Annotated in this window: 21 protein-coding genes and 1 pseudogene; 9 read left to right on the top strand and 13 right to left on the bottom strand. The window is 60.4% G+C overall.

Annotated features, from left to right (window positions below; all coding sequences use genetic code 11):
* The first annotated feature begins 27 nt into the window (after positions 1–27).
* A complete protein-coding gene (locus J1D76_RS15045) occupies positions 28–435 on the top strand; it encodes an SMI1/KNR4 family protein (protein WP_003187120.1) in 408 nt (135 codons plus the stop codon).
* A 21-nt stretch (positions 436–456) separates the two neighbouring features.
* Here J1D76_RS15045 and J1D76_RS15040 read toward each other — a convergent pair whose 3' ends face one another.
* Entirely contained in the window at positions 457–2,220 is a 1,764-nt protein-coding gene (locus tag J1D76_RS15040) for a cation:proton antiporter (RefSeq protein ID WP_421139055.1), read from the bottom strand.
* A gap of 226 nt (positions 2,221–2,446) precedes the next feature.
* Between J1D76_RS15040 and J1D76_RS15035 the strand changes: the two genes are divergently transcribed.
* Entirely contained in the window at positions 2,447–2,929 is a 483-nt protein-coding gene (locus J1D76_RS15035; RefSeq protein WP_421139054.1) for an acyl-CoA thioesterase, read from the top strand.
* 213 nt (positions 2,930–3,142) lie between these two features.
* On the opposite strand, the gene pdxY is transcribed toward J1D76_RS15035, so the two are convergent.
* Positions 3,143–4,015, bottom strand: a complete 873-nt coding sequence (pdxY, locus tag J1D76_RS15030; RefSeq protein WP_421139053.1) for a pyridoxal kinase PdxY — start codon at positions 4,013–4,015, stop codon at positions 3,143–3,145.
* A gap of 119 nt (positions 4,016–4,134) precedes the next feature.
* Here pdxY and J1D76_RS15025 point away from each other — a divergent pair, with 119 nt between their 5' ends.
* Positions 4,135–4,548, top strand: coding sequence for a DUF3301 domain-containing protein (locus tag J1D76_RS15025; RefSeq protein WP_421139052.1), 414 nt, complete (start codon positions 4,135–4,137; stop codon positions 4,546–4,548).
* Positions 4,549–4,552: 4 nt separating this feature from the next.
* On the opposite strand, the gene J1D76_RS15020 is transcribed toward J1D76_RS15025, so the two are convergent.
* A complete protein-coding gene (locus J1D76_RS15020) occupies positions 4,553–5,524 on the bottom strand; it encodes a CobW family GTP-binding protein (RefSeq protein ID WP_421139051.1) in 972 nt (323 codons plus the stop codon).
* Between the two features lie 27 nt (positions 5,525–5,551).
* Between J1D76_RS15020 and J1D76_RS15015 the strand changes: the two genes are divergently transcribed.
* Positions 5,552–5,908, top strand: coding sequence for an NADH:ubiquinone oxidoreductase (locus J1D76_RS15015; RefSeq protein ID WP_421139050.1), 357 nt, complete (start codon positions 5,552–5,554; stop codon positions 5,906–5,908).
* A gap of 14 nt (positions 5,909–5,922) precedes the next feature.
* Here the strand turns inward: J1D76_RS15015 and zigA are convergent, their stop codons facing one another.
* On the bottom strand, positions 5,923–7,128 hold the full coding sequence (gene zigA, locus J1D76_RS15010) for a zinc metallochaperone GTPase ZigA (protein WP_421139049.1): 1,206 nt from the start codon (positions 7,126–7,128) through the stop codon (positions 5,923–5,925).
* A gap of 143 nt (positions 7,129–7,271) precedes the next feature.
* Here zigA and J1D76_RS15005 point away from each other — a divergent pair, with 143 nt between their 5' ends.
* Entirely contained in the window at positions 7,272–7,649 is a 378-nt protein-coding gene (locus J1D76_RS15005; RefSeq protein ID WP_421139048.1) for a glutamine synthetase, read from the top strand.
* A gap of 68 nt (positions 7,650–7,717) precedes the next feature.
* Positions 7,718–8,191, top strand: a pseudogene (locus J1D76_RS15000) (GTP cyclohydrolase, FolE2/MptA family); the annotation flags it as partial.
* Between the two features lie 3 nt (positions 8,192–8,194).
* On the opposite strand, the gene J1D76_RS14995 reads toward J1D76_RS15000, so the two are convergent.
* Positions 8,195–8,716 (bottom strand): DUF3617 domain-containing protein, encoded by a 522-nt coding sequence (locus tag J1D76_RS14995; RefSeq protein ID WP_421139047.1) that lies wholly within the window; start codon positions 8,714–8,716, stop codon positions 8,195–8,197.
* 132 nt (positions 8,717–8,848) lie between these two features.
* Here J1D76_RS14995 and cls point away from each other — a divergent pair, with 132 nt between their 5' ends.
* A complete protein-coding gene (gene cls, locus J1D76_RS14990) occupies positions 8,849–10,288 on the top strand; it encodes a cardiolipin synthase (protein ID WP_421139046.1) in 1,440 nt (479 codons plus the stop codon).
* Here cls and cfaB read toward each other — a convergent pair.
* The 5 genes from cfaB to hflK (J1D76_RS14965) form a co-directional block, all read right to left on the bottom strand.
* A complete protein-coding gene (cfaB, locus tag J1D76_RS14985) occupies positions 10,285–11,469 on the bottom strand; it encodes a C17 cyclopropane fatty acid synthase CfaB (RefSeq protein WP_421139045.1) in 1,185 nt (394 codons plus the stop codon). The genes cls and cfaB overlap by 4 nt on opposite strands.
* A 217-nt stretch (positions 11,470–11,686) precedes the next feature.
* A complete protein-coding gene (locus J1D76_RS14980; RefSeq protein WP_421139044.1) occupies positions 11,687–13,597 on the bottom strand; it encodes a heavy metal translocating P-type ATPase in 1,911 nt (636 codons plus the stop codon).
* On the bottom strand, positions 13,594–14,652 hold the full coding sequence (gene hflK, locus J1D76_RS14975) for a protease modulator HflK (protein WP_421139043.1): 1,059 nt from the start codon (positions 14,650–14,652) through the stop codon (positions 13,594–13,596). Before hflK (J1D76_RS14975) ends, J1D76_RS14980 begins: the two co-directional genes overlap by 4 nt.
* On the bottom strand, positions 14,649–15,692 hold the full coding sequence (hflC, locus tag J1D76_RS14970; RefSeq protein ID WP_421139042.1) for a protease modulator HflC: 1,044 nt from the start codon (positions 15,690–15,692) through the stop codon (positions 14,649–14,651). The genes hflK (J1D76_RS14975) and hflC overlap by 4 nt, the downstream gene beginning before the upstream one ends.
* Complete coding sequence (gene hflK / locus J1D76_RS14965; RefSeq protein WP_421139041.1) at positions 15,689–17,647, bottom strand: protease modulator HflK; 1,959 nt, start codon at positions 17,645–17,647, stop codon at positions 15,689–15,691. Before hflK (J1D76_RS14965) ends, hflC begins: the two co-directional genes overlap by 4 nt.
* A gap of 213 nt (positions 17,648–17,860) precedes the next feature.
* Between hflK (J1D76_RS14965) and lpdA the strand changes: the two genes are divergently transcribed.
* Positions 17,861–19,261 carry a dihydrolipoyl dehydrogenase gene (gene lpdA / locus J1D76_RS14960; RefSeq protein ID WP_421139040.1) on the top strand — a complete coding sequence of 467 codons (1,401 nt, stop codon included), beginning with the start codon at positions 17,861–17,863 and terminating at the stop codon, positions 19,259–19,261.
* A gap of 109 nt (positions 19,262–19,370) precedes the next feature.
* Here the strand turns inward: lpdA and J1D76_RS14955 are convergent, their stop codons facing one another.
* Positions 19,371–19,844, bottom strand: a complete 474-nt coding sequence (locus tag J1D76_RS14955; protein ID WP_421139039.1) for an Lrp/AsnC family transcriptional regulator — start codon at positions 19,842–19,844, stop codon at positions 19,371–19,373.
* Between the two features lie 145 nt (positions 19,845–19,989).
* On the opposite strand from J1D76_RS14955, the gene J1D76_RS14950 reads away from it, so the two are divergent.
* Complete coding sequence (locus tag J1D76_RS14950) at positions 19,990–20,619, top strand: LysE family translocator (protein ID WP_421139038.1); 630 nt, start codon at positions 19,990–19,992, stop codon at positions 20,617–20,619.
* Positions 20,620–20,623: 4 nt separating this feature from the next.
* On the opposite strand, the gene J1D76_RS14945 is transcribed toward J1D76_RS14950, so the two are convergent.
* Positions 20,624–22,741 carry a hypothetical protein gene (locus J1D76_RS14945; RefSeq protein ID WP_421139037.1) on the bottom strand — a complete coding sequence of 706 codons (2,118 nt, stop codon included), beginning with the start codon at positions 22,739–22,741 and terminating at the stop codon, positions 20,624–20,626.
* The gene (locus tag J1D76_RS14940; RefSeq protein WP_421139036.1) at positions 22,728–23,924 is read right to left on the bottom strand and encodes a DUF3142 domain-containing protein; all 1,197 of its coding nucleotides are present in this window, start codon (positions 23,922–23,924) and stop codon (positions 22,728–22,730) included. The genes J1D76_RS14945 and J1D76_RS14940 overlap by 14 nt, the downstream gene beginning before the upstream one ends.
* Between the last annotated feature and the right edge of the window lie 92 nt (positions 23,925–24,016).

Below are 24,016 nucleotides of genomic sequence, written 5' to 3'. Positions count from 1 at the left end.
CGCCATACAAGCAAGAGGATCCCGGACGTGGAAGAAATCATCGAACAACTGCGTGAAGCCAACGAACCGGTACCGGTCCCCTTGGAATTACCCGACGAAGACCTGTTGGTCGAAATCGAAGAACAACTGTTCATCGACATTCCGTTTGTCTTCAGAGAGTTTCTACTGACCGTCAGCGACGTGGTCTACGGTAGCCTGGAGCCGGTCACCGTGACCGACCCGCAATCCCACACCTACTTGCCCGACGTTGCCGCCAACGCCTGGGATGCCGGCGTCGATCGCAGCCTGATCCCGATCTGCCAGGACGGCGACGACTACTATTGCGTCGAAGAAGACGGCACCGTCGTGCTTTGGCAGGCCGAAGAAGAGCTCATCGCCGAAGAAACCTGGGAGTCCGTATGGCACTGGGCACGGGACGTCTGGCTGGAAAGCTGATCCCATCGTCACGCCGGGTGGTCAGTGCCCGGACGACTTATTGTGGTTATCGAGGGTTTCCAGCAGCGCCACCTGCATCCTCGTGTGCACGCGAATGAACCAGCGCCACAGCAGCGCCGCCACGGCGGCCGCGACCACGCCAATCAGCACCAGCAACTTGTTGGTCGGCAAAATACTGGCCGACAAGGCTGCCAGCAGTAAAAAGATCACCAGCAGCGACAGGATCGGGATCACTTCGGCGATCACCCGGCGTACTCGTTGAGTGTGGCGACCGGCCATCTCCGGCTTCACGCCCATTTCCGCCAGCAACATCGACAGTGCCTTGAGCTTGCGGTAGGCCGCGATCAAAAACGGCAGCGACAACAACAGCGCGCCCCCCCAGATCAATGCTTTCTGCCAGCTCGGGTCGTCGATCCAGTCTTGCAAGTAGCCCGACATGCGCTCGGCGAAGAACGCGCCCGAGAAGAAGATCGCGATCACCAACGCCAGGTTGACGCCAACCTGCAGCAAAATCCGCCGAATCATCGATGCCAGCAAGGCGCCTTCGCCTTGGGGCTGGATGCTGCGCAGCCATTCGCCGTACATCCCCAGCACCCGCCCCAGGCGTTCTGGCATAGCGCCGGCGAGCTTGATTGACAGCGGATCAGCCGCACGGATCAGGTAAGGCGTCAGCAAGGTCGTGATCACCGAAACCGCCACAGCCACGGGGTATAAAAAGTTGCTGGTGACCTGCAACGTCATGCCCAGCGCCGCGATGATGAAGGAGAATTCGCCAATCTGTGAAAGACCCATCCCAACCCGCAGCGAAGTGCGTCCATCATTACCGGCGATAAACGCACCCAGGCCGCAGGACAGCATTTTGCCGAGCACCACGGCGACAGTGATCACGGCGATGAGCCAGGCGTACTGAAGCAGGATCGCCGGATCGAGCATCAGCCCGATGGCCACAAAGAAAATCGCGCTGAACAGATCGCGAACCGGCTCGATCAAGCGCTCGATTTTCAGCAGCTGTCGGGATTCGGCCATGATCGCGCCGATCAGGAACGCGCCAAGGACCATGCTGTATTCAAGCTTGACCACCAGCAGGCAGAAGCCGAAACACAGGCCCAGCACGGTAATCAGCAGCATTTCGTTGCTGTCGAACGTTGCCACATAAGCCAGCAATCGCGGCACCATCAGAATGCCGACGACCAGGGCGACGATCATGAACAGCGAAAGTTTGCCAACCGTGGAGAACACTTCGCCGGAGCTGACCGTACCGCTGACAGCGATACTCGACAGCAAGGCGATGATGCCAATGCCGAGGATGTCTTCGACGATCAGCACTCCGAATATAAGCTGGGCGAATCGTTCGTTCTTCAGCTTCAGGTCGTTGAGCGCCTTGACAATGATGGTGGTCGAGGAAATCGCCAGGATCGCGCCGAGGAACAGCGAATCCATGGTGTTCCATTCGAACCAGCGACCGATCTCGTAGCCGATCCAGATCATCAGCACGATTTCCAGGAACGCCGCGATGAAGGCCGTCGCGCCGACCTTGAACAACTTGTGCAGGCTGAATTCCAGGCCCAGGCAGAACATCAGGAAGATGACCCCGAGTTCGGCCAGGGTCTTGATGGTTTGTTCGTCGTGGATCAAGCCGAAGGGCGGTGTGTGCGGACCGATGATGAAGCCGGCGACGATGTAGCCCAGCACCACCGGTTGTTTCAGGCGATGGAAAACCACGGTCACCACACCTGCGATCAACATGATCACTGCCAGATCCTGAATGAAACTGATGGCATGCATGGGTGAGGCTCCCTGGATGGCGCATAGGAAATGCCCTTGAGGCCGGGTCTTTTGCAGGTTAACACCGCGACTTCCGGCAGAAAGGCGGTGCAATATATGGAAACAGATCGATTGGGCGTGACGGCTGCCCTGCCCCCGGCGTCCCGATAACTGTTGGTTTGGAAAAACCGCAGAGGCACCCGCAGAGGTGCATCCCTCAAACCTGGTCTTGACCCGTGAGAATGCTATGGAACCCGGAAACGCCCAGCTGTCGATGACGGTATTGATGACCCCCGACATGGCCAACTTCTCTGGCAATGTTCACGGCGGCACCCTGCTCAAATACCTCGACGAAGTGGCCTACGCTTGCGCCAGCCGTTATGCCGGCCGCTATGTGGTGACCCTGTCGGTGGATCAGGTCATTTTCCGCGAGCCGATCCATGTCGGCGAACTGGTGACCTTCCTCGCTTCGGTCAACTACACCGGCAACACCTCGATGGAGGTGGGCATCAAAGTGGTGACCGAGAACATCCGCGAACGCTCGGTGAGGCACACTAACAGTTGCTTCTTTACCATGGTCGCAGTGGATGACCAGCGCAAACCTGCACCGGTACCGCCGCTGCAACCGGAAAACAGCGAGAGCAAGCGCCGCTTCATCCAGGCACAACAGCGCCGGCAGATTCGCCAAGAGCTGGAAAAGCGTTATCAGGAGATCAAGGGCGACGCTTGAGCGGCGTCAGTCAATTTGAGGATGTCCTGACGATTGCTTTCGCGAGCAGGCACCCTCCTACATTGGATTTGCGGCGTTCATAAAACTGTAGGAGCTGGCTTGCCAGCGAAGAGGCCAGCCCATTCAACATCGATGCCGCCTGACCCGCCGCCTTCGCTGGCAAGCCAGCTCCTACAATGGATTTGCGGTGTTAACAAAACCCTGTGGGAGCCTTCAGAGGCTGATAGGCGTCGCCTCGAACCGCACCCGCGGATGGGCAATTCGGTCCTGCGCCCGCACCAGTTCCAACTCGTAGCTGGCACAGGCCTGGGTTTCCAGTAGTACTTCATGCACCGCCGACGCCGTGAATTCGAACGCAGCCACCAGGCTGTCGCCCAACAGCACACGCGCCAGGAACAACCCCGACGTCAGGTCGCCCACGCCCACGGGCTGACGCGGAAACGCCAACAACGGACGCTGCAAGTGCCAGCTGCCGTCGGCCGTCACCAGCAACATCTCGAACGCTTCTGCCGGTTTGCCCGGATAATCCAGATGCTTGACCAGCACAGCTTTCGGGCCGCGCGCCAACAACGCACGCGCCATGGCCAGGCAATCGAACAACGACTGCGGCTTGCGCCCGGAGAAGCTGTCCAGCTCCAGCTGGTTAGGGCACATGAAGTCCGCCACGGCGGCGGCCTCTTCCAGCAGGAAATCGCTGACTTCCCCTGGCACGCTGCAACCCTTCTCCGGATGCCCCATCACCGGGTCACACAGGTACAGGGCCTTGGGGTTCATCGACTTGATGCGCGCCACGCCCGTCAGGATCGCCCGGCCCTGGGCCGCACTGCCGAGGTAACCGGAGAGCACAGCATCGCAGTTGCCCAACTCGCCAATCGCCGCGATGCCTTCGACCAGGTCGGGAATCTGTTGCGGCGACAGCACTTCACCGGCCCATTGGCCGTACTGGGTGTGGTTGGAAAACTGCACGGTGTTGAGCGGCCAGACATTTACACCGACCCGCTGCATCGGAAAAACTGCGGCGCTGTTGCCAGCGTGTCCAAACACTACGTGAGACTGGATGGCGAGCAAATGAGGCGTACGTTTCATGCGGTGGATTTCCGTAAAACGATTGAAATTCTAGCCGCGCAGTATGCGACTAAACACAGTCTGTACGACAGACCAGCGACGCAGTTAAGCTGACACTCTCTAGTTGGAGCACCCTGTTGATGCTGACCCTCGGAAATATCTTCGTGCTGATGCTGTTCGCCACGGCCGGCGCATGGCTATGGCATAACCACGGCTTGCGTGAGCGCGCGCTGGAGCGGGTCAAGCAGCACTGCAGCAACCTCGGGATCGAATTGCTCGACGGTAACGTCGCCTTGAAAAGAATCGCGTTTATCAAGGATGGCAGCGGCCGGCGACGCCTGGCCCGCGTGTACAACTTTGAATTCACCGTGACCGGCGAAAGCCGTCACAACGGCACCATCACCCAGTTTGGCGCCCACAGTGCCCAGATCGAACTGGCACCCTATCCGGTTCCGTTCGATGAAACCGCACCGGTGGCTGAGGTGGTCAAACCTCGCGCCGAGGTGATCGAGCTGAGCCAGTGGCGCCAGGAACATACCAAGTGGCGGCCCTGAGCAGCTAAGCCGATGCCGATCGGCACGCCGCCAGCTCAGCTTGCAGCCGCTCGGCGTCCTGTGGCTCAGCGAAAATCAGCTCGATACGTGAGTCCTGCCGCCATTCACTGGGCTGCCATTCCAGCACCGAGTTATCCACCGCATTGGCCGACACCCACCCTTCCAGACTGTGGATAACCAGCTTCGCCCTCCGCCAACCGAGGCTTTCAAGCCAGCGTCTGATCCGCTCAGCATCAAATACCTGGCTCGCATGCCAGCGCCAGCCAATGCTCCAGCCACCTTCCTGTGCCTGACTCAGGCAAATCGGCAACGCGGGATCAGCCCACACGGCCGGCAGCTGCGCCAGCCCCTTAGGCACGACAAAGTTATCCACACCTGGCTGTGCATTGGCATTCAACCCAGGCAATTCACTCAAGGGAAGAACGGCTTGCTGCGTCCAGTACAGGGAGCCTGGGGGTAACTGCGCCGCAATTTGCTGGCGAGCGGCGTCATCAAGATCTTCGGATTTGTTCAGCAGGAGCAGTCCCGCCTGGCTCAGCGCCAGCTGTTGCGACGGCGGCAACAGCTTGCCCGCCGCAAGCGCCTGGGCGTCCAGCACCAGTACACAAGGCTGGACAGCCAACACGCCTTGCCACGGCGCTTCGCTCAATTGCCTGAGTAACTGCGCCGGATGCCCCAGCCCGGAAGGCTCAATGAACACCCTGTGCGGTTTCGCCTTGCGCAACAAACGCCCGAGGCCAATCTGAAACGGAGCACCATTGACGCAGCACAAGCAGCCTCCGGCCACTTCGCCCAATGCGATACCATCGGCGTCCCGGGTCAGTAGCGCAGCGTCAAGGCCGATCTGGCCGAACTCGTTGATCAACACCGCCCACCGCTCCTCTGGCGGGCGTTGAGCCAACAGGTGCTTGATCAGGCTGGTCTTGCCGGCGCCCAACGGGCCGGCAATGACATGCGTGGGGATATTTTGCAGCATGGTCGGTGATGTCTGAGGAGGTAATGGATGCGGTTGATTGGCGGGTCGTTGTTGTTGATGCTCATAACTGGCGAGGCGCTCGCCCAGGCTTGCGTGGTGCACAGCCGGGCCGAGCGGCTGGACGTTCAGGTGTGCCAACAGAACCGCAACATACCGCAAAAGCTGTTTGCCGACGGGTTTTGCCGGCCGAGCCTGGCGGGGCAAAAAGTCGATGTGCAATACGTCGATCAATGCCCCGGCGGCGCCTTTGGCATCTGTAGTAACGCCCAAGTAGCCAATATGCCCTACCGGCAGGATATTCACTATTACGGCGTTGCCACGGATGCGGCGTATTTGCAGCCCTACTGCGAGGCTCAGAGCCAGGGCTCCTGGCTCAAGCCGTGAAGCGCGACAGCGAATCAGGCAGCCTCTTCATACCAAGGGCCGAAGGGATCGGGTAGCGAACGCCAGCCTTCGATGCCCGGTGCCATTTCCCTATCGGTCAAGAGGCAGGCATCCAGCTCGGCCGTGAGCTGGATGAAGTCGATGTTCTGGCCGATGAAAACCAGTTCCTGACGGCAATCGCCGCTCTCTACGACCCAGTTTTTCATGATGTCGGCTGTGCTTTGCGCGTCCTGCGGCCATTGGTTTTTCGGCACGAAACGCCACCAGCGCCCGGCAAAGCCATAGCGCATCAAACCGCCAGCCTGGGACCAGCTACCGGCGTCCATGTGTTTGCTCGCCAGCCAGAAAAAGCCCTTGGAGCGCAGCAGTTTGCCGTTGTCCCAAGCACCATTGATGAAGTCGAAGAAACGTTGCGGATGGAATGGCCGGCGAGCCCGATAAGCGCTCGAAGCAATGCCATACTCTTGCGTTTCCGGCAGGTGTTCGCCTCGCAGTTCCTGCAACCAGCCCGGTGCCATGGCGGCCGTTTCAAAGTCGAAACGGCCAGTGTCGAGGATCTTTTCCAAGGGAACTTCGCCCATCACCATCGGGATGATTTCCGCGCGGGCGTTGAGCCGCGCAAGGATGGCGATCAGCTCCTCCCGCTCGTGGCTACTGATCAGGTCGGCCTTGCTCAGCAGGATCACGTCGGCGAACTCGACCTGCTCAATCAGCAAGTCGGTAATCGAACGTTCATCCCCTTCCCCCAGCGTTTCACCTCGGGAAGCGAGGCTTTCGGCGGCCTGATAGTCGAGTAGGAAGTTCATGCCGTCGACCACCGTGACCATGGTATCCAGGCGTGCGATGTCGTTGAGGCTCTGCCCCTGTTCATCGCGAAAGGTAAACGTTTCCGCCACAGGCAGGGGTTCGGAAATTCCGGTGGACTCGATCAACAGGTAGTCAAAGCGGCCCTCCTTGGCGAGTTGGCTGACCTCCTCAAGCAAATCCTCGCGTAACGTACAGCAAATACACCCATTGCTCATTTCCACCAGTTTTTCTTCCGCGCGATTTAAGCTGACATCACGTTGGACTTCGATACCATCGACGTTGATCTCGCTCATATCGTTGACGATAACCGCAACACGTAACCCGTCGCGGTTACGTAGTATGTAATTAAGAAGTGTACTTTTTCCGGCGCCTAAAAAGCCGGAGAGAACGGTCACGGGGAGTCGATTGGACATTTTGCTTTTCCTCACAGGATTGCCCGGTCGCTGTGTCGGGCTTATTTCATGTTATAGTATAACAACACAAAATAACCATCCCCTTCTTGCCTTACACGTTTATGACCCCGATGCTGAACGCGTTCCTTTTCATGAGACGCCCCATGCGCAACGCACTGAAATTTGCATTGATCATGTTCTCCCTGCTGATAGCGGACGACGCGATGGCCCAGTTGCCCAGCCTGGCCACGTGCACACGCAGCGCCAATCTCTTGGCCTGCGTGGATGCACAAGGCAACGCCTACAGCGTCAACACCGCTGGAAGTACGATTTATATTCGGGGTTTTGAAATCGTCGGAAAACGCTATTGGGCGCAGACCAATAGCCGCTACGGTCAGCTGACGTTTTTTACTGGCATCGCATCGGATGGCGAAGCGTGGGTCGGCTACAACCAGCGTATCGGCTGGACCACGATCAACCGGTTCTCTAGCTCGGGCGGCAGCAGTGCCAAGTTCACCTGCAGCCGGATCGCAGGTTGTTAGGCCGATGTTTTCTCCATGATGGATATGCACTGAAATTTGCCGGATATAGCCGCGCAATCCTCATGCCAAGCCCTGAGACTGGAGTGGGTGGGCATGTGCGGTGTTATCCAGTAAGCATCGAAGCCCGGTTGAAAGATGAAATGTTCCACGTGGAACTTAAAGTTGAAGTGCCTTACTCATCCACCTGCCCCTGCTCCACGGATGGTCTAGTCTGGTTTAGTTCCACGAACGGTATCGTTGCGACACCTCACAGCCAACGCAGTCGTGCAAAATTGCATGTACGGTTGGCTGATCGTTCGGATGTATTACCTCTGGTCGCCGTCATCAATGACGCCGAAGCCGCACTCGGTACCGCTGTTCAAACAGCGGTAAAACGCGCCGATGAGCAAGCCTTCGCGTTCTGCCAAGATGCCGCACGGCGCTTGAACATGGCCCTGAAACGCCCCACAGCCATGGAAGCATTTCATGTCCGCGTAATTCACGCCGAAAGCCTACACGCCCATGACGCCGTCGCAGAAAGCTGTTTCAAACGGGGCCGGTAGCGTTTAAGCCCGAGGTTTGACCGTGCCGCAATCCTGCCCCAACCACACGGCACGGGATTCGAGGCTACCCTTCTGCTGGATGCCGGTTGCGTTGAACGTGCCATTGACCTTGGTGGTGAACTCTCGATCACTGACGAACGTCGCCACGCCCGCGCCCTGGGCTCTCGGGCAGCTGAAGCGGAACTTCCACTGATTACCGGAACGGTCGGTAATTTCCTGCTTGCAGCCCGACTGCGGATCCGTCAGTGGAATATTATCGGTCTTGACCTGATCCGGTGTCAGGCAGGCCCGAACACCTTTACCACCAATGGTGAGCCCCTGCTTTTCCAATTGCGCACGTTGTTCTGGGGTCATCTGGCCCTGAAGCTGCCCAAGAATCAATTGCAGGTCTGGCATGTTCTGGTCATCGACCTTCATATTGCTCGTGGTCAGCTCCCACAACCCTGGTTGCAACATTTGCGCGTGAGCCGCCACAGGAAGCGCCAATCCCAGTGCCATGGCCAAACCCAGCAGACGAACGTTCATCGAGAAACTCCTGATCAGTAGTGGCCGTTAGACGTCAGCGGCCGGCTTCGGTTCATGGACCAATTAATTAGCGACATTCTGCACAGAACATGGTCTGTTAAGCACTGAATCTTCAGGAGCAAGGCAGCCCCCATGGATTATTTCGGACCGCACATTTTCGGTTATACCATCGCCCTGTTGCACTCTCTGGGCATGATCGCGGCCATACACGCCGTATTGACCGTCCGTACCGCCCAAGGCTCGATTGCCTGGGCCCTGTCACTGTTTTTCATTCCCTACTTCACGCTGATCCCTTACCTGGTGTTCGGCCGCAGCTCCTTTGATGGCTACATCAAGGCGCGGCGCCAAGCCAACGAAGAGATGCGCAAAGCCGTTTCCGAACTCAACTGGCGACCCTGGGTAGAGGAAGCTCTCACCGCTCGCGCCTCGGCTGCCTACACGTCACTCAGGGCAATGCCCAAGCTCGGCCGCATGCCGTGCCTGGCCAACAATGAAGTGCGCCTGCTGATCAACGGCCAACACACCTTCGATGCCATTTTCGAAGCCATCAGCCAGGCCAAAGAAGCCGTGCTGATCCAGTTTTTTATCGTTCATGACGATCGCCTTGGCCAACGCCTTCAAACACTGCTGTTGAAGAAGGCCGCTGAAGGCGTGGCGGTGTATCTGTTGTATGACCGAATCGGCAGCCATTCACTGCCCCACGCTTACGTGCAGGCGTTGCGTGACGGCGGAGTCGAGGTCAGGGCCTTTGCCACTCGCAGCGGCTGGCTCAATCGCTTTCAGGTGAACTTCCGCAACCACCGCAAGATCGTGGTCGTGGACGGCATTCTCGGCTTCGTCGGCGGGCATAACGTCGGTGACGAATACATGGGCGAAAAACCACCCCTGGCGCCATGGCGTGACACCCATGTGCAAGTACGCGGGCCGGTCGTGGCGAGCATGCAGGAGTCCTTTGCAGAAGACTGGTTCTGGGTGGCGCGTGCGCTGCCACCGCTGATCCTGCCCGAGGTTTATCCGGAGGACGGCGTCCTGTGCCAACTGCTCGCCAGCGGTCCGGCAGACGCCTACGAAACCTGTTCGCTGTTCTTTGTCGAAGCCATCCATGCGGCGACTGAGCGCGTGTGGATTACCACGCCGTATTTCATTCCTGATGAAGCCGTGTTCGCTGCGCTGCGCCTGGCAGTATTGCGCGGTGTGGATGTACGCCTGTTGTTGCCATCGCGTCCCGATCACCGAATCGTCTATGCCGCCTCCAGCCTCTACGCCTTCGAAGCCGTGCGCGCAGGGGTGCGGGTATTCCGGTATGAGCCGGGATTCCTGCATCAAAAAGTGGTGTTGATCGACCGCGAAATCAGCGCCATTGGCAGCGCGAACATGGACAACCGTTCATTCCGCTTGAATTTCGAAGTGATGTTGATGACCGTCGACTGCGCGTTCGCCGCCGAGGTAGAACAGATGCTCGACGAAGACTTCGCCAACGCCCATGAAATCGCCAAGGACGAAGGCCGGGAGACTCACCGCCTGCAACAAGTCGGCATGCGGGTCGCCCGGCTTATTTCGCCGATTCTCTAGAGGTAGATATCGTCCCGGGTCCATGGCAGCTCGTGACTGCCGTCGGCGTGGGCCTTCACCGCTAGAATCTGATGCAGGTTGATCCAGCCGCGGGCGAAGGCATAAGCGCACCCGGCGAGGTACAGCCGCCAGATCCGCAGCGCTTGCTCGGGCACGAGCCTGGACGCGGCTTCAAGGTTGTCCTCCAGGCGTTCGCTCCAGTGATCGAGCGTGCGCGCGTAGTGCAGCCGCAAGCTTTCGACGTCGACAATCTCCAGGCCGGCCTCACTGATTTGCGCAGAGATCATCGACAGGTGCGGCAGCTCGCCGTTGGGGAATACATACTTTTCGATGAAGTCGCCGGCACCGCGTCCCACCGGACGGCCATCGGTGTGCTTGGCGGTGATGCCGTGGTTCATCACCAGGCCACCCTCTTTCACCGCGCCGAACAGCGTCTTGCAGTATTGCGCCAGGTTGGCGTGGCCGACGTGTTCGAACATGCCAACGCTGACCACTTTGTCGAAACGGCCATCCTGTGGCAGATCGCGATAGTCGAGCAGTTGCAGTTCAACCAGGTCCTCGAGGCCTTCCGCTATTACGCGCTCCTGGGCCAGGGCCAACTGTTCCTTGCTTAGCGTGATACCGAATACTCTCGCGCCAAACTCCCGGGCGGCAAAGCGCGCCAGCCCACCCCACCCACAACCAACGTCCAGCAAGTACTCGCCAGGTTGCAGGCGTAGCTTGCGGCACAAATGGCGGAACTTGGCTTGTTGGGCTTGTTCGAGCGTTTCACTACCGGTCTCGAAATACGCACAGGAGTACGCCATGTCACTGTCGAGCCACAGCTGGTAGAACTCATTGGAAAGGTCGTAGTGGTAGGAAATTGCCTTGGCGTCGGTCTCCTTGTCGTGGACGGTGCGCACCGGCTGATTGCCGTCGTCTTCGTCCACCAACGCCTGGCTCCACTCATCGCAGACGCGGATCACCTCGCTGATGGAACCTTCAAGCTCCAATTTGCCTTCGACAAACGCAGCACCGAGTGCATCGAGGCTGGGATGGGTAAACTGGGTGACCATTTGTGGGTCCTTGACCACAATCGTAACGCTGGGCGTCGGCCCCAGATTGAATTCGTGGCCGTCCCAGAGTCGCAGGCGAAGCGGTAATTGCAGATTCTGTAAGGCCGGTGGAAGTTGCGCGAGCATGGAGAATCCCCCTTGTTTCAGACGTCTGAACAGAGGGTAGACCATCTTTGAAAAATAGCTGGCTATCGAATTAATAGCCCTTTTCAATGATTCGCGACGCCTGCACGTGCCGCCGCGAACACACAAAATGATGTGCCCTCATTTCCAGTGACTACAGACCAGGCTCACAGTTCTAAAAATTTGCAGCGTCGTGAGCCCCGGACTAGAGCATTGAACTTCATGCATCGTCCTTGAGCTTTAGCAACGGCTCCTGGAAGCGCAGTAAACGACCGGCATTGCCCAACACCAACAAGGTGCTGAGGTTGTGCAGCAACGCCGCGATCATCGCCCCGGCCGCTCCTAGCCAACCGAACGCCGCGAAGGCGACAATCGCCAGGGTCCAGCCGAGCCCGATGACCACATTCACCTGCAAGGTTTGCCGGCATTGACGGCTCAGGCGCACGCACGTACCCAGGCGACGCAGGTCGCTGCCGATCAGTACGATGTCCGCCGAGGCCAGGGCAATGTCTGCACCCCCGGCGCCCATCGCTACACCGACCACCCCCGCTTTGAGGGCCAGCGAATCGTTGATACCGTCGCCGACCACCATCGGCCGGAAGCCGCTGTCGATCTCCTTGAGCACACGGTTGAGTTTGTCTTCGGGCAAAGCTTGGGCTTCGACGTCACTGATTCCGACATCCCGGGCGAGCGCCTGAGCGACGCTGTGGCGGTCACCGGTGAGCAATAACTGGCGGCCCAATCCGAGCTCGCGCAATTCACTCAAGGCAAATTGCGCCTCGGGTTTGACGCTGTCAGCCAACAACAACCAGGCAAGGAATTCACCGTTGAGCGCCAGCCCGGCAATCGGCCCGTCATGCACAGGCACCGACGTGGTACTGATACCCAGTTGCGCAAACAACTCCGGCCGGCCGAGCGCCGCTTCACCCTGCTCGGTCATGGCCACCACACCAAGGCCCTGGCGTTCATGAATATCGGAAAGCAGCAGGAAATGCGCCTGGGTCACCAACCCTGCCAGCGCACGGCTGACCGGGTGGCTGCTGGCCGAGCCGAGGCTGGCAGCGAGCTTGAGGACATGACTGCGATCCTCCAGAGGACTGTCGATCGATTGCAGGCGCAAGGTGCCGAACGTCAGCGTGCCGGTCTTGTCGACCACCAGCGAAGTGAGGTCCGCCAACTCTTCGAGGAACGCAGAACTGCGAATCAGGATCCCGTGGCGCGCGGCGACCGCGACACCGGCAATCGCCGTGGCCGGTGCCGACAATACCAATGCACAAGGACAGGCCGCTACCAATACCGCGAGCATCGCTTGAGCGTTATTGGTGATGAACCACGTTACGGCCGCGAGCAGCAACACCAGCACCATGTAGCTGCCGGCGTAACGCTCCAGTAAACGCGTGATCGGTGGTTTTGAACGCTCGGCGTTTTGCATCAAGGCAATGACTTTACCGAGGGTCGATTCCTGGCCGGTGCGGTTCACTTCGATTCGCAGCAGGCCGTCGAGATTGATTGCACCGCCGAACACCGACATGCCGACGCCCGCCTCCACGGGCACGGATTCGCCGGTAATCGAGGCGGTGTCCAGGCTGGCCTGGCCGGATAACACTCGACCATCGGCTGGCACCCGGTCACCGGCTCGCACTTCAACTTGATCGCCGGCCTTCAAGGTGCCGTTGTCGACTTCGATAATGGAACCGTCTGCCTGCACTTTGCGCGCATGGCTGCGAGTCAGCTTGCCGAGGGCGTGAATCGCTTCCTGGGAACCGATCACACTGCGCTCTTCCAGCACGTGACCGAAGATCATGATGATCGGCAACAAAGCGGCCGTCAGCAGATCGCCGGTGGCCCACGCACCGAGCATGGCCAGCGCAATCAACTGATCGGTGATGCCGTGCAGGCTCGGATAGCGCAGGCTGTACCAAGCCGAGCGCATCACCGGCACGGCGACCAACAGCGAGGCAACACCCAGCAGCAGTTGACTGACGCCCGACTGCTCCGGTGCCAGCCAGCGCCAGATCAAGCCCAGCGCGAGCAGGCCCAAGGCGAGCATGGCCAAGGTCAGTTGACGGGCAGCGCGACGCTGTTCGGCCGACGACAACAGGCTCGGTGCGGCGGCGGTTTGAGCGGTCATTGTGCAGCTCCCTGAATGATCAGGCGGGAATCGTCTTTGGGATCGACGGTAGTAACCGAACCGGCCTGGCCAAGAATTTTCGGCATGCGCTCGCGATAGATGCGCAGCAACATTTGCGGATCGGTGCCCTGCTGTTGGGCCTTGGCCAAGCTCAATACTGTCGCCGTATCAGCCGACGCTTTGGCCAGTCGTTCGCTCGCCTGGGCATGAGCCACTTGCAGTGTGCGGTCGGCTTGCTCGTTGGCCGTTTGGGTCAGCTTCTCGGCATCGGTACGCGCATTGGCCACGGCCTTGTCGGCTTGCTGACTGGCCGTCAGTACCGCGTTGAAAGCGTTCACCGCTGGATCAGGCAAACTCGACTGCACATCGACCCGCGCCACTTCGATCCCCAATCCCTGCCCCGTCGCAGTGAGTTCAGCCAACCGCTGATTGATACCTTGCACCAGATCACCACGCAAGCGCTCGCGTCGTTCCGCAGCCTGGCTATCGGCACCGATCAATTCCGGACGTGCGACCAGAATGGTGTCCAGGTCTCGCGCCGCCGTGAGTGCAACCGCACTACGCGTCACCAATCGATCCAGTGCCGGCAAAACGTGTTCGCCTTGGAGCACGAACGCGTAAGGCTCAGTGACTTTGTAGAAAACCCTGACATCGAGTTGCACCACACCCGCATCGCCTGTCAGCAGATAACCGGAGCCCGCGAGGGCATCACTGATGGGTGTCGCAAAACTGGCCACGCGATCGGCCTGAATCGCCGCACCACCGCGCAACAGACTCTCGACTCGGCGCTCGATGACCCGATCCGCTGCCGGCAACAAAATCACCTGCTCGAACGGTTGCGGCCAGGCCAATAACAGCCCTGCATTCTGAATCCGATCCAGCGCGCCGAAATGCAAAACCACTGCGCGATTCTGTGGATCGATCTGCCGCACATTGGAAAATGCCCAAGCCAATGCCGCCAACACTGTCACCGCGTACAGGGCGAGAAACGCCAAGCGTCCGGCTTGAATCCAGGGGCTGCTCAACTCATTTGTTCCACGTGGAACCAAATTCATGGCTGCGATCCGGACTTGTTGTCGAGATTCGGCGGACCGTCAACCAACACCCGGAACGGTGCGGCGTCAGTGCGCAGAATCAACTTGGTTCCCGGCGTCACGATCGTGCCCAAGGTGTCGAGTGAGCGCAGCAGGTTGTAGAGCTGCGGTGAACCCGCATAGGCGCGGCCGTAAATCTGCGCGGCTTCGACGCGAGATTGCGCTTCGATATCCGCCGCTTTCACTGTGGCGTCCGCCTGCACAATTCGCGCATCACGCTCGGCCGCGGAACGAATTTGCGCCGCCTCACGCTTGCCGATGGCCGTACGCTCCGTGGCGATGGTTTCACGCTCGGCACGCATCCGGTCGACGGTCGCGGTGAGCGTCACCGAGGGCAACGTCAATCGTTCAATGCCCACCTGCAACACACGCACGCCATAGGTGGTGAGCAACTGCTGATCGATTTGCTTGCGCAGTTGCGCTTCGAAATCGGCGATGCGCACCTGGCTGGCATCGGTGTTCACAAGGTTCGCCAAATCAAAACTGCTGGCGGTGGTTTCCAGCGCGGAGCCGACGAAGGTGCGAATCTGCCGTGCGGCTTCATCGGGTTGGTTCTGCACGGCGCGCATGAAACGCTGCACATTGTCCGGATCACCCTGCACCTGCCACGCCACATAAGCCTGAACGATGATGCGCAAACCATCGCGCGTACCAACATCCTGCAAACCGCTGGACGTGGTTCGCAGGCGCAGATCCACCGGGATCGCCGCCTCGAACGGTGCCGGCCAGCGCCAGCCCAGTCCCGGTTGCAGCAACACTCGCGAAGGATTGCCGAAGCGTGTGATGACCGTGGCTTCCCCCGAGCGCACCTGAACCAGGCTCGCGGCGGCGATGGCGAACGCTACCAACAAGGCCGCCCATCCCATGCGACGCCATGGAAAAGGACCGGCCTCCTGCGGGTCGCCGTGGTGATGATGGTGATGGCCGTGGTGATGATGCCCGCCATGGCCGTGATCGTGGCCGGCGTGGTCATCGTGATCGTGAGTGTGGGACTGGCTCAATTGGCAGCTCCTGGCTGGGTAGTGTGACGCGACGGCGCAGAGTCAACCGGCAGCGTGAACGTACGGAGGTCGATGGTCGGCGCATTGCTGCTGCCACCCAGACGATGATCGAGCACCAGCAATTTGGCGTTGACCAAACCCTGGGACAACTGACTGAAATATTGCTCCAGCACAAAGGCCTGCCCCGCGCTGGCATAGGCTTTTTGCTCGGCGCTGAATTTCAAGTCCGCGGCCTGCGCGCCGGCATTGATTTCACGGGCGCTGGCCGTTGCCTGATCGCGGGCGATGCTCGCTTGCAACTGCGCCTGATTGGTAGCTTCGGCGGCTGCACCGCGTTCCCGAGCAATCAAGGCTTGCGCGCCAATTTGCGCCGCTTGCACGCCGTGATAGGCATTGGCTGCGCCGGCGGGAGGGTGAATGGCCTCGACCACTGTGGCGAGAATTTCCACGCCGCTGTCGAGTTTTTTCAGGTCCGCCTGCACGGCGCGGCCAATTTCTTCGGCCAGCCCTACCCTGTCCTCACCCAACAAACCGTCGAGGGTGCGCGAGGCAAAATCATGCACCAGGATTCGGCTGGCAGTGCTGCGAATCAGCATCGGTACATCGGCACTGTTGTAGGTCGCGGCCAACGCGGCTTCATCACTCAGACCGATACGGTAGACGAAGCGCACGTCCATGTTGACGATCTGAAAGCTCTGCTTGTCGGCGCGGCTGCTGGCGATCACCTGGGATTTGTCGTTCACATGGCTGGCGTCCCACAAGCGGTTGGCAATCGCTGGCGCCGGGCCTTCAGCGGGGTCGGCCTGAGCAGGGGCCGGGTTTTCGCCCACACTGGTGGCCAACTCGTGAACCACGCCATTCTCGACGCTCAAGACTCGGCCCAACGGCCACGGAAAACCGATGTGCAAACCTGGGCCGAACACTTCGACTGGCTTGCCGAAACGTTCGTAGATGCCGCGCCCTTGCAGGGCAATTTCGTGAATGCCGGTCAGCGACCAGCCCACCAGCGCAACCACTGCCAATACGGGAAGGAACGCCCGACGCATGTAAGTGAAGGCCCAGATCTGCCGCAGATCGATACCGAAGCGGTTGTGCAATTCGTGCTGCAATGCCAGCAATGGTTGAGGTGGCCAACGCAGCATGTCCGCGATAAAACTTCGCGCCAGCAGCTCCGGTTCAAGACGCTCTCGGCGTGGGCTGAACAATGACAGTACCGCGCGCAGCAACAACTCTGCCGCCACCAGCCCTGGCAACAAGCCGATCAACACTGCCAGGCGTACGGGCCATACCGACGTTTCATCGGCAAATAGCAGGCAAAAAGAACCGAGTACGAGGCTGATGATTACCACACGAATCAATTGACCCAACGTGGCAGCTTCAGGCCATTGCGCGGTGTTTTCTTGCGCCAGATGGCGCTCCATCACCAGCAGGCCGAACGCTAACAGCAACGCGCAAGCAGCGCCGACGGTGGCCGTCAGACCCAATGCTGTCGGCGGTAATGTGAGGTTCCAGGTCTGTTCGACGCCCAAAATCGCCAGCAATGCCCAACCACCCAGCCACAGCGTTGGTGCGCCGATTTGCCCGAGCAGGTGCTGCGATTGCCGACCGATCCGGTCGAGCAAACGCTCATACCATCCGCCAGGGGCGACAGGCACGTCGACGACGACCTCCGGCACCACGGGGTTCATGGCGCGGGCACGCCACTGGGCGACCCACCCGGCCGATTGCGCACCGGCCATCAACAACACAAACGCCATGCTCAGATTCAGCAGCAATGCTGGCCACAATGTTTGCGAGGAAAACAGCCCGGCAAAAAACGCCAGCAGCACACCCACCGTCGCGAGAACACCCGCACAGATAGTGAACAGGCGCAAACGCCGCCCTTGAATGAACGCCTGCTGAAAGCGCGGCAATCCGGCTAACGGCGTGTCATCAACATCGAGATCGACTTGCATACCACTCCAGAGTGTCTTCGCTGACACGGCAATTCGTTACGGTATAACGAAAATGGTGAAATTTCCGTACTCAAAGCGAGCTATCTAAAGATGCCCAACCTGTCGTTTACCTGAAGCCTTGACCGAAATGCGCTGAAACGCACATATTACGTTCGTAATTTTATACGAGAACTACTTTTACCCATCCTCCCTTTTCGATCCAGGAGTACATCCATGAGCACTTATGACGTCGTGATACTCGGCGGTGGCCCCGGCGGTTACAACGCGGCGATCCGCGCCGGGCAACTGGGTCTGAAAGCAGCGTGCGTAGAAGGACGCGCCACACTCGGCGGCACCTGCCTGAACGTCGGCTGCATGCCATCGAAGGCATTGCTGCACGCCTCCGAACTGTACGACGCAGCCATGGGTACGGAATTCGCCAACCTGGGAATCGAGGTCAAACCCAGCCTCAACCTCGCCCAGATGATGAAGCAAAAGGATGAAAGCGTTACCGGGCTGACCAAGGGCATCGAGTTTCTCTTTCGCAAGAACAAAGTCCATTGGATCAAAGGCTGGGGCCACATCGACGGCCCGGGCAAAGTCACGGTGACCGACAGCGCCGGCGGCAAGACCGAACTCAGCGCCAAGGACATCATCATCGCCACCGGTTCAGAGCCCACGCCCCTGCCCGGCGTCGACATCGACAACAAGCGCATCCTCGACTCCACCGGCGCCTTGTCCCTGACCGAGGTGCCCAAGCATCTGGTAGTAATCGGCGCCGGCGTGATCGGCCTGGAGCTGGGTTCGGTCTGGCGGCGTCTGGGAGCACAGGTAACGGTCGTCGAGTTTCTCGACCGGATCTGCCCCGGCGTGGACATCGAAGCCGGCAAAACCCTGCAACGCTCCTTGAGCAAGCAAGGCTTGAGCTTCAAGTTGAGTTCCAAAGTGACCAGCGCCACGACATCAGCCAATGGCGTGCAACTGAGCATCGAGCCTGCTGCGGGCGGCACGGCCGAGTTACTGGAAGCCGATTACGTGTTGGTGGCCATCGGGCGACGACCTTATACACAGGGCCTGGGCCTGGAGAACGTCGGCCTCGCCACCGACAAACGCGGCATGCTCGCCAACAAAGGTCATCGCACCGAAGCCGCCGGGGTCTGGGTGATTGGTGACGTGACCTCCGGCCCCATGCTGGCGCACAAGGCCGAGGACGAAGCCATGGCCTGCGTCGAGCAAATTGTCGGCAAGGCCGGCGAGGTGAATTACGACCTGATCCCCAGCGTGGTCTACACCAAACCGGAACTGGCCAGCGTCGGCAAGACCGAAGAACAGCTCAAGGCTGAGGGACGGGCCTACAAGGTCGGCAAGTTTCCCTTCACCGCCAACAGCCGGGCGAAGATCAACCATGAGACTGAGGGCTTCGCCAAAGTGCTGGCCGATGAGCGCACCGACGAGGTGCTGGGTGTGCATCTCGTTGGCCCAAGCGTCAGTGAGATGATTGGCGAGTATTGCGTGGCCATGGAGTTCAGTGCCTCGGCTGAAGACATCGCCCTGACCTGCCACCCGCACCCGACTCGCTCCGAGGCCTTGCGCCAGGCGGCGATGAATGTAGAGGGGATGGCGACGCAGATGTAATGGCGTGAATGGTCGGTGCCTGACACACCGTCTTCGCGGGCAAGCCCGCTCCTACAGGGATTGCGCAGTACTTGTTGGCGAGCCTGCTCGCGAAAGCGGTACATGCGGTTTAAAGCGGCAAATGCTCCAGCGGCAACGCCCCCGGAGCCTTCACCGTATGAATCGCAAAGTTACTGCGAATGTCACTCACCCCCGGCAGCTTCAGCAACCGCCCGGTGAGAAACCGGTCATAGGCGCGCAAATCCGGCACCACCACCTGCAGCAGAAAATCCGATTCTCCCGACACCAGGAACGCTGAAATCACCTCGGGCAACGCCGTGACCGCCAAACGAAAGGCTTCGGCCTGCTCGTCGTTATGGCGCTCGACCTTGACCCCGACAAACACCGTCAGCCCCAACCCCGCTTCGTCACGATCCAGATTGGCCTGGTAGCCGCGGATCACCCCCGCCTCTTCCAGCATCCGCACCCGGCGCAAGCAAGGCGATGCCGACAGGCCGATCTCGTCGGCCAGTTGCACATTGCTCAGTCGGCCATCGCGCTGCAGCGCAGCGAGGATCTTGCGGTCATAGGCGTCGAGTTTCATGGTTTGGCAGATCCTGATGGTTCAAGCGTCATTAACGGGCAGATTATGCCAATAGCACTGCCGATAGTAGCTGACAACGCAAGCACCTGCCCTGCCCTTCGGCCATAGACTGGCACGACCAAATCGACAACGAACGGGGTGCAACGTGGAAGGACTCTGGCTGTTTTTCATGGCGCTGGCGGTGGTCTATCTGCTGCCGGGGCCGGACATGATCCTGCTGTTGCAGACCGGTGCCCGCGAGGGCAAAAGCGCCACGCTGGCCACGGCGGTTGGCCTGGGCATCGCCCGGGGCTGCCATGTGGCATTGGCAGCGCTGGGGCTGGCGGCATTGTTCAAAGCCGCGCCCTGGACCTTCGATGGGGTGCGCCTGGCAGGCGCCGCGTATCTGCTGTGGATCGGCATACAGTGCCTTCGCACCACCCTGTTGCCGAACCTGACCGCTAACGGCAAAGCCGTCGAACAACCGCATTGGGGCACCGCCATCCGTCGCGGGCTGCTGACCAACCTGCTCAATCCCAAGGCCCTGTTGTTCTGCTCGGTTCTGCTGCCGCAATTCATTAACCCGCAGGCCGGGCCGGTGCTCGGGCAATTCGCGACATTGGGCGTGGTGCTCGTGAGCGTCGGTTTGCTGTTCGACAGCGCCTACGCCTTGGCCGGGGCGGCACTCGGCCGCTGGCTGCAACGCAGCCCTTCAGCCCAACGCCTGCAACAATGGTTGTTCGGCAGCCTGTTGATCGGTTTCGCCGTGCGGCTGACCTTTGTGCAACAGGCGTGAGCCTTTATTGAGCCTTGCGACGACGACGCTTGAACATCAATAGCGCCACGGCGGCGATCGCCACAACGCTACCGACCTGCAACGGTGTCTTGTATGGGCGCAAAGCCGAACGCGCCGATTCGGTGACCTGGGTCACGTAGCGTTTGTCGGCGTTCTCGAAGTCGGGGTACGGGCACTGGTGACCGAAATCCGCAGCCCATTGCACGTAAGGCCCTTGCTTGATGTAGCGCTGATAAATCGCACGTTGCTCCTCGACACTGCTGTTCCACCCCGAGGCCTCGCACAACACCGCCGCGAACGCCTGACTGGTGTGGGGCAAGTTGTCCGCCGCCTTGTTCGCCAGCGCCGTGGCGACAAAGCGGTAGTGATAACGCTGATCGGGTTGGGCAGCGCTGGCTTGCTGGCGCTTCACTTCGTCCTCGGCCACCAATGGACCCACCTTGAGCTCATCGCTCGCCAGGGTGAAGTTACCGCCGAGCGTGGCGTAATCCGGCGCCATCTCGTAGCCGAGAATGTCCATGCCCCACTCACGTGCCGTCCAGGCCGCATTAAACAGCGCCGCGGCGCGACGGGTCGGCCACCAGGCTGAGTCGGCCGCCAAGCGTTGCTCGCCATACAACCTGGCCTTGTGGCGCAAGCCGTCGTTGTCGAAGTACGCCGGCGCTTCCTCGTAATGCCCTTCGCGCAACAAACGCCGCCCCAGCAGATTGCGCAGGCTCGCCGCCACCGGCAAGGGCACATAGTTGTCGCGGTCCTGCTGGCTGAGCGGCGGCGGTGCTGGCACTTGCGTGTCGACGTAGTGCTTGAGTTCGTCGAGGGTCAACACGCGCTCGGCCACGGTGGCGGCGTCAAACCAATAGATGCTTTGGCTGCGATACAACTGGTCGAAGGCTTGCAAGTAGTCCCCGCGTTGCAAGGCCAGGATCGCGCTTTCGCCCTCGACCCGGCATTTGGGCTGGAGCGTTTCATAATCGAAATCCGGTGTGCGGCGCTCGCCCCAGGATTCATTCTGCGGGAAGGCCTGGGCTGCCTTGGCATAAGCTGCGGCGGCTGCGGCCTTGTCGCCCTCGCGCACCGCCAGTTTCGCCCGCAGCCACCAGGCCAATCCGCCATCGCCGGCGTGTTCGAGGAAGGCCTTGGCGCTGGCGTAATCGCCCTGTTGATAATTCATCGCTGCCAGGCGGTCGGCGTTGTCGAGGCTGCCGCGGGTGCTGTTTTGCAACAGCTTGATCATTTTCTGTTCGTTCGGGGGGTGATCGCCGAACGACCAACCCAAGCGGCTGATCAACGACGCAGTCACTAATTGCTGCACAGGCTGGCCCTTGAGCAATTCGGCCACCTGATCTTCTGGCAGCGCCAGCAAGTCGGTCATCAATAGCTTCAGCGATTCGTTGCCCACGGCGGAGCCGTGCAGATTCTGTGTCGCGTACAACTCGATGGCGCGGTTCCAGTCGCCGGCGGTGCGCACCACCCGGGCTTCTTCGCCGAGGCTGGCGACGCCCAGTTCCAACGGATCGCTGAAGCCGTCGATGCTCATTTGCCGGGCTTGTTCGAAGGCCTTGGCGGATTGTTCGAGCAGGTCCGGGGCGGCATTGGCCTCGGCGCTCATGGCGTACAACGCGCGCCCCAGCGAGTACGCTGCCCAGGTACTGCGAGAAGCCCGCTGCTCGGCGGGCAAGGCCAGCACTTTCTTGAAATAGGTGGCGGCCAGGGCCGGATCGCCCGCGCCAAAGGCCACGGCGCCAGCCAGGTACAACCGGAGCTCAGGCGGCAGTGTCGCGCCCTCGGTTTCCCCCTGACGGGCATCGGTCAGGCTGCGCAGGTGTTTGACCAACACTTGTTGCTCAGCGGACAGTCCCTCTTGCTCGGCCTTGTCCCACAGCGCGACCGGGTCAGTTTCTTCGGCGTAGTTGGCGGGAGCGGTGATGTTTTTCAAGCCGTTGATGGCGTGGCCGAGGCGGCTGATTTCAAAGCTGAAGCTGCCTTCCGGCAACTCCGCCAACGACTGGCCTCGGTTATCCAGCAGGCGCATCGGGAAGTCCGGACCGCAAGCCAGCGCCGAACCCAGCGGCAGGCTGAGGCTCAGGCAAAGCAAATGACGCGGCCAGTTACGGGTGAACATTCGAACCTCCTTGATCAATGTTGGCGCAGCGAGCCCAACCAATGGCACGCTGCCCGCCGGCCGGCATTCGGCCGTCGCGCAGGCGGGTGAAGGTAAGCAGATCAGGTTGCCGTTGCAACGCATAACCGGCCAGGGCATCGGCGCCCTCACAGCCGCTGACGGCCAGTGTCAGGCGTTCGGGCCAGGCGCGGTCGAGGTTGCCCTGGTTGCTGATGGCGATGTCATAGAGGCCATTGTCGGCCGAGAGTTTCAATTGCAACTGACTGTCGAGGACATCCCCACGCGCCACCGCACGCAAGGTGGTCAAGCTCCAGGCGCGACGGTCGTTGGCCAATGGCAGGCGAAACCAGATCAGCCCCGCCAGGTGTTTCGGTGGGTCGGCGCGCAGCTCGCGGCCCAGAGTGCGCAACGACAGCGGATCGGCGAGCAACTCCCGACGCAGGCCTTCGCGCGCCAGGCTCACTTCGCTTTCCACGATCGGCGCGCCATCGGTCGATGGCAGCAACGCGACGCCATAGGCCGGCAGCGCCAGATAGAAAGGTTTGCTCGTGAGCCGGCTCCAGGCTATCGCCCATTGCCGGGCCTGATCGGCATTGAACAAGCCGCGACGCGGATCGCTCACCGCGTGCACCTGCAACACGCTGCTGTCGACTGTGGATAACAAGGCCGGCAGCTCCCGGCTGTCGAGCCAGGACGGCAACGCGGTGATGCTCAGCGCCAGCGACGCCGGCAACGTTTGACGTAAACGTGCGAGAAACTGCCGATACGCCGGTAGCCGCGCATTGCCCGCATCGTGGTCGATTTCCACGCCCGTGAGGTTCAGTCCTTGTGCCTGCCAATCGCCGATCACCTGCTGAATCTGCGCGGTGGCTTCATCCTGATCGAGTGCCTTGAGCTGCCCGTCCAGGCGAATCACCGCAATCAGCGGCCGACCATCACCCTTGAGCAGTGCCGGACCAATTCGCGCCCGACTCCAGCCCGCGTTGGGGAAGGCCTGCAGGGCCAAAACCCGCAACGTCGAAAAGTCGGCGCGGCTGTCGCGCAAGGCAGCCTCGTGGGCCGGCGTCCACTGCCGCTGCCAGACGTAAAGTTGTTGATCGAGCGGTGGTGCGTCCTGTTGTTGGCAACCGGTGAGGAACACCAGCGCCATCAGCAAGGCCCTCGAGCGAGTGAGAAAAACCATTAAAACGCCTGTCCCTGAAAAGCAGAAAGGGCCTCGACGGCCCTTGTTCATTCTGCCCTACCCTACCCAGCCATCGGCTGACGGGCAACGTT

The organism is Pseudomonas sp. NFX15 (assembly GCF_049132105.1).
Lineage (GTDB): Bacteria > Pseudomonadota > Gammaproteobacteria > Pseudomonadales > Pseudomonadaceae > Aquipseudomonas.
The sequence above is the reverse complement of the archived record's forward strand: the minus strand, read 5'-3'. Positions and strand labels throughout refer to the sequence as shown.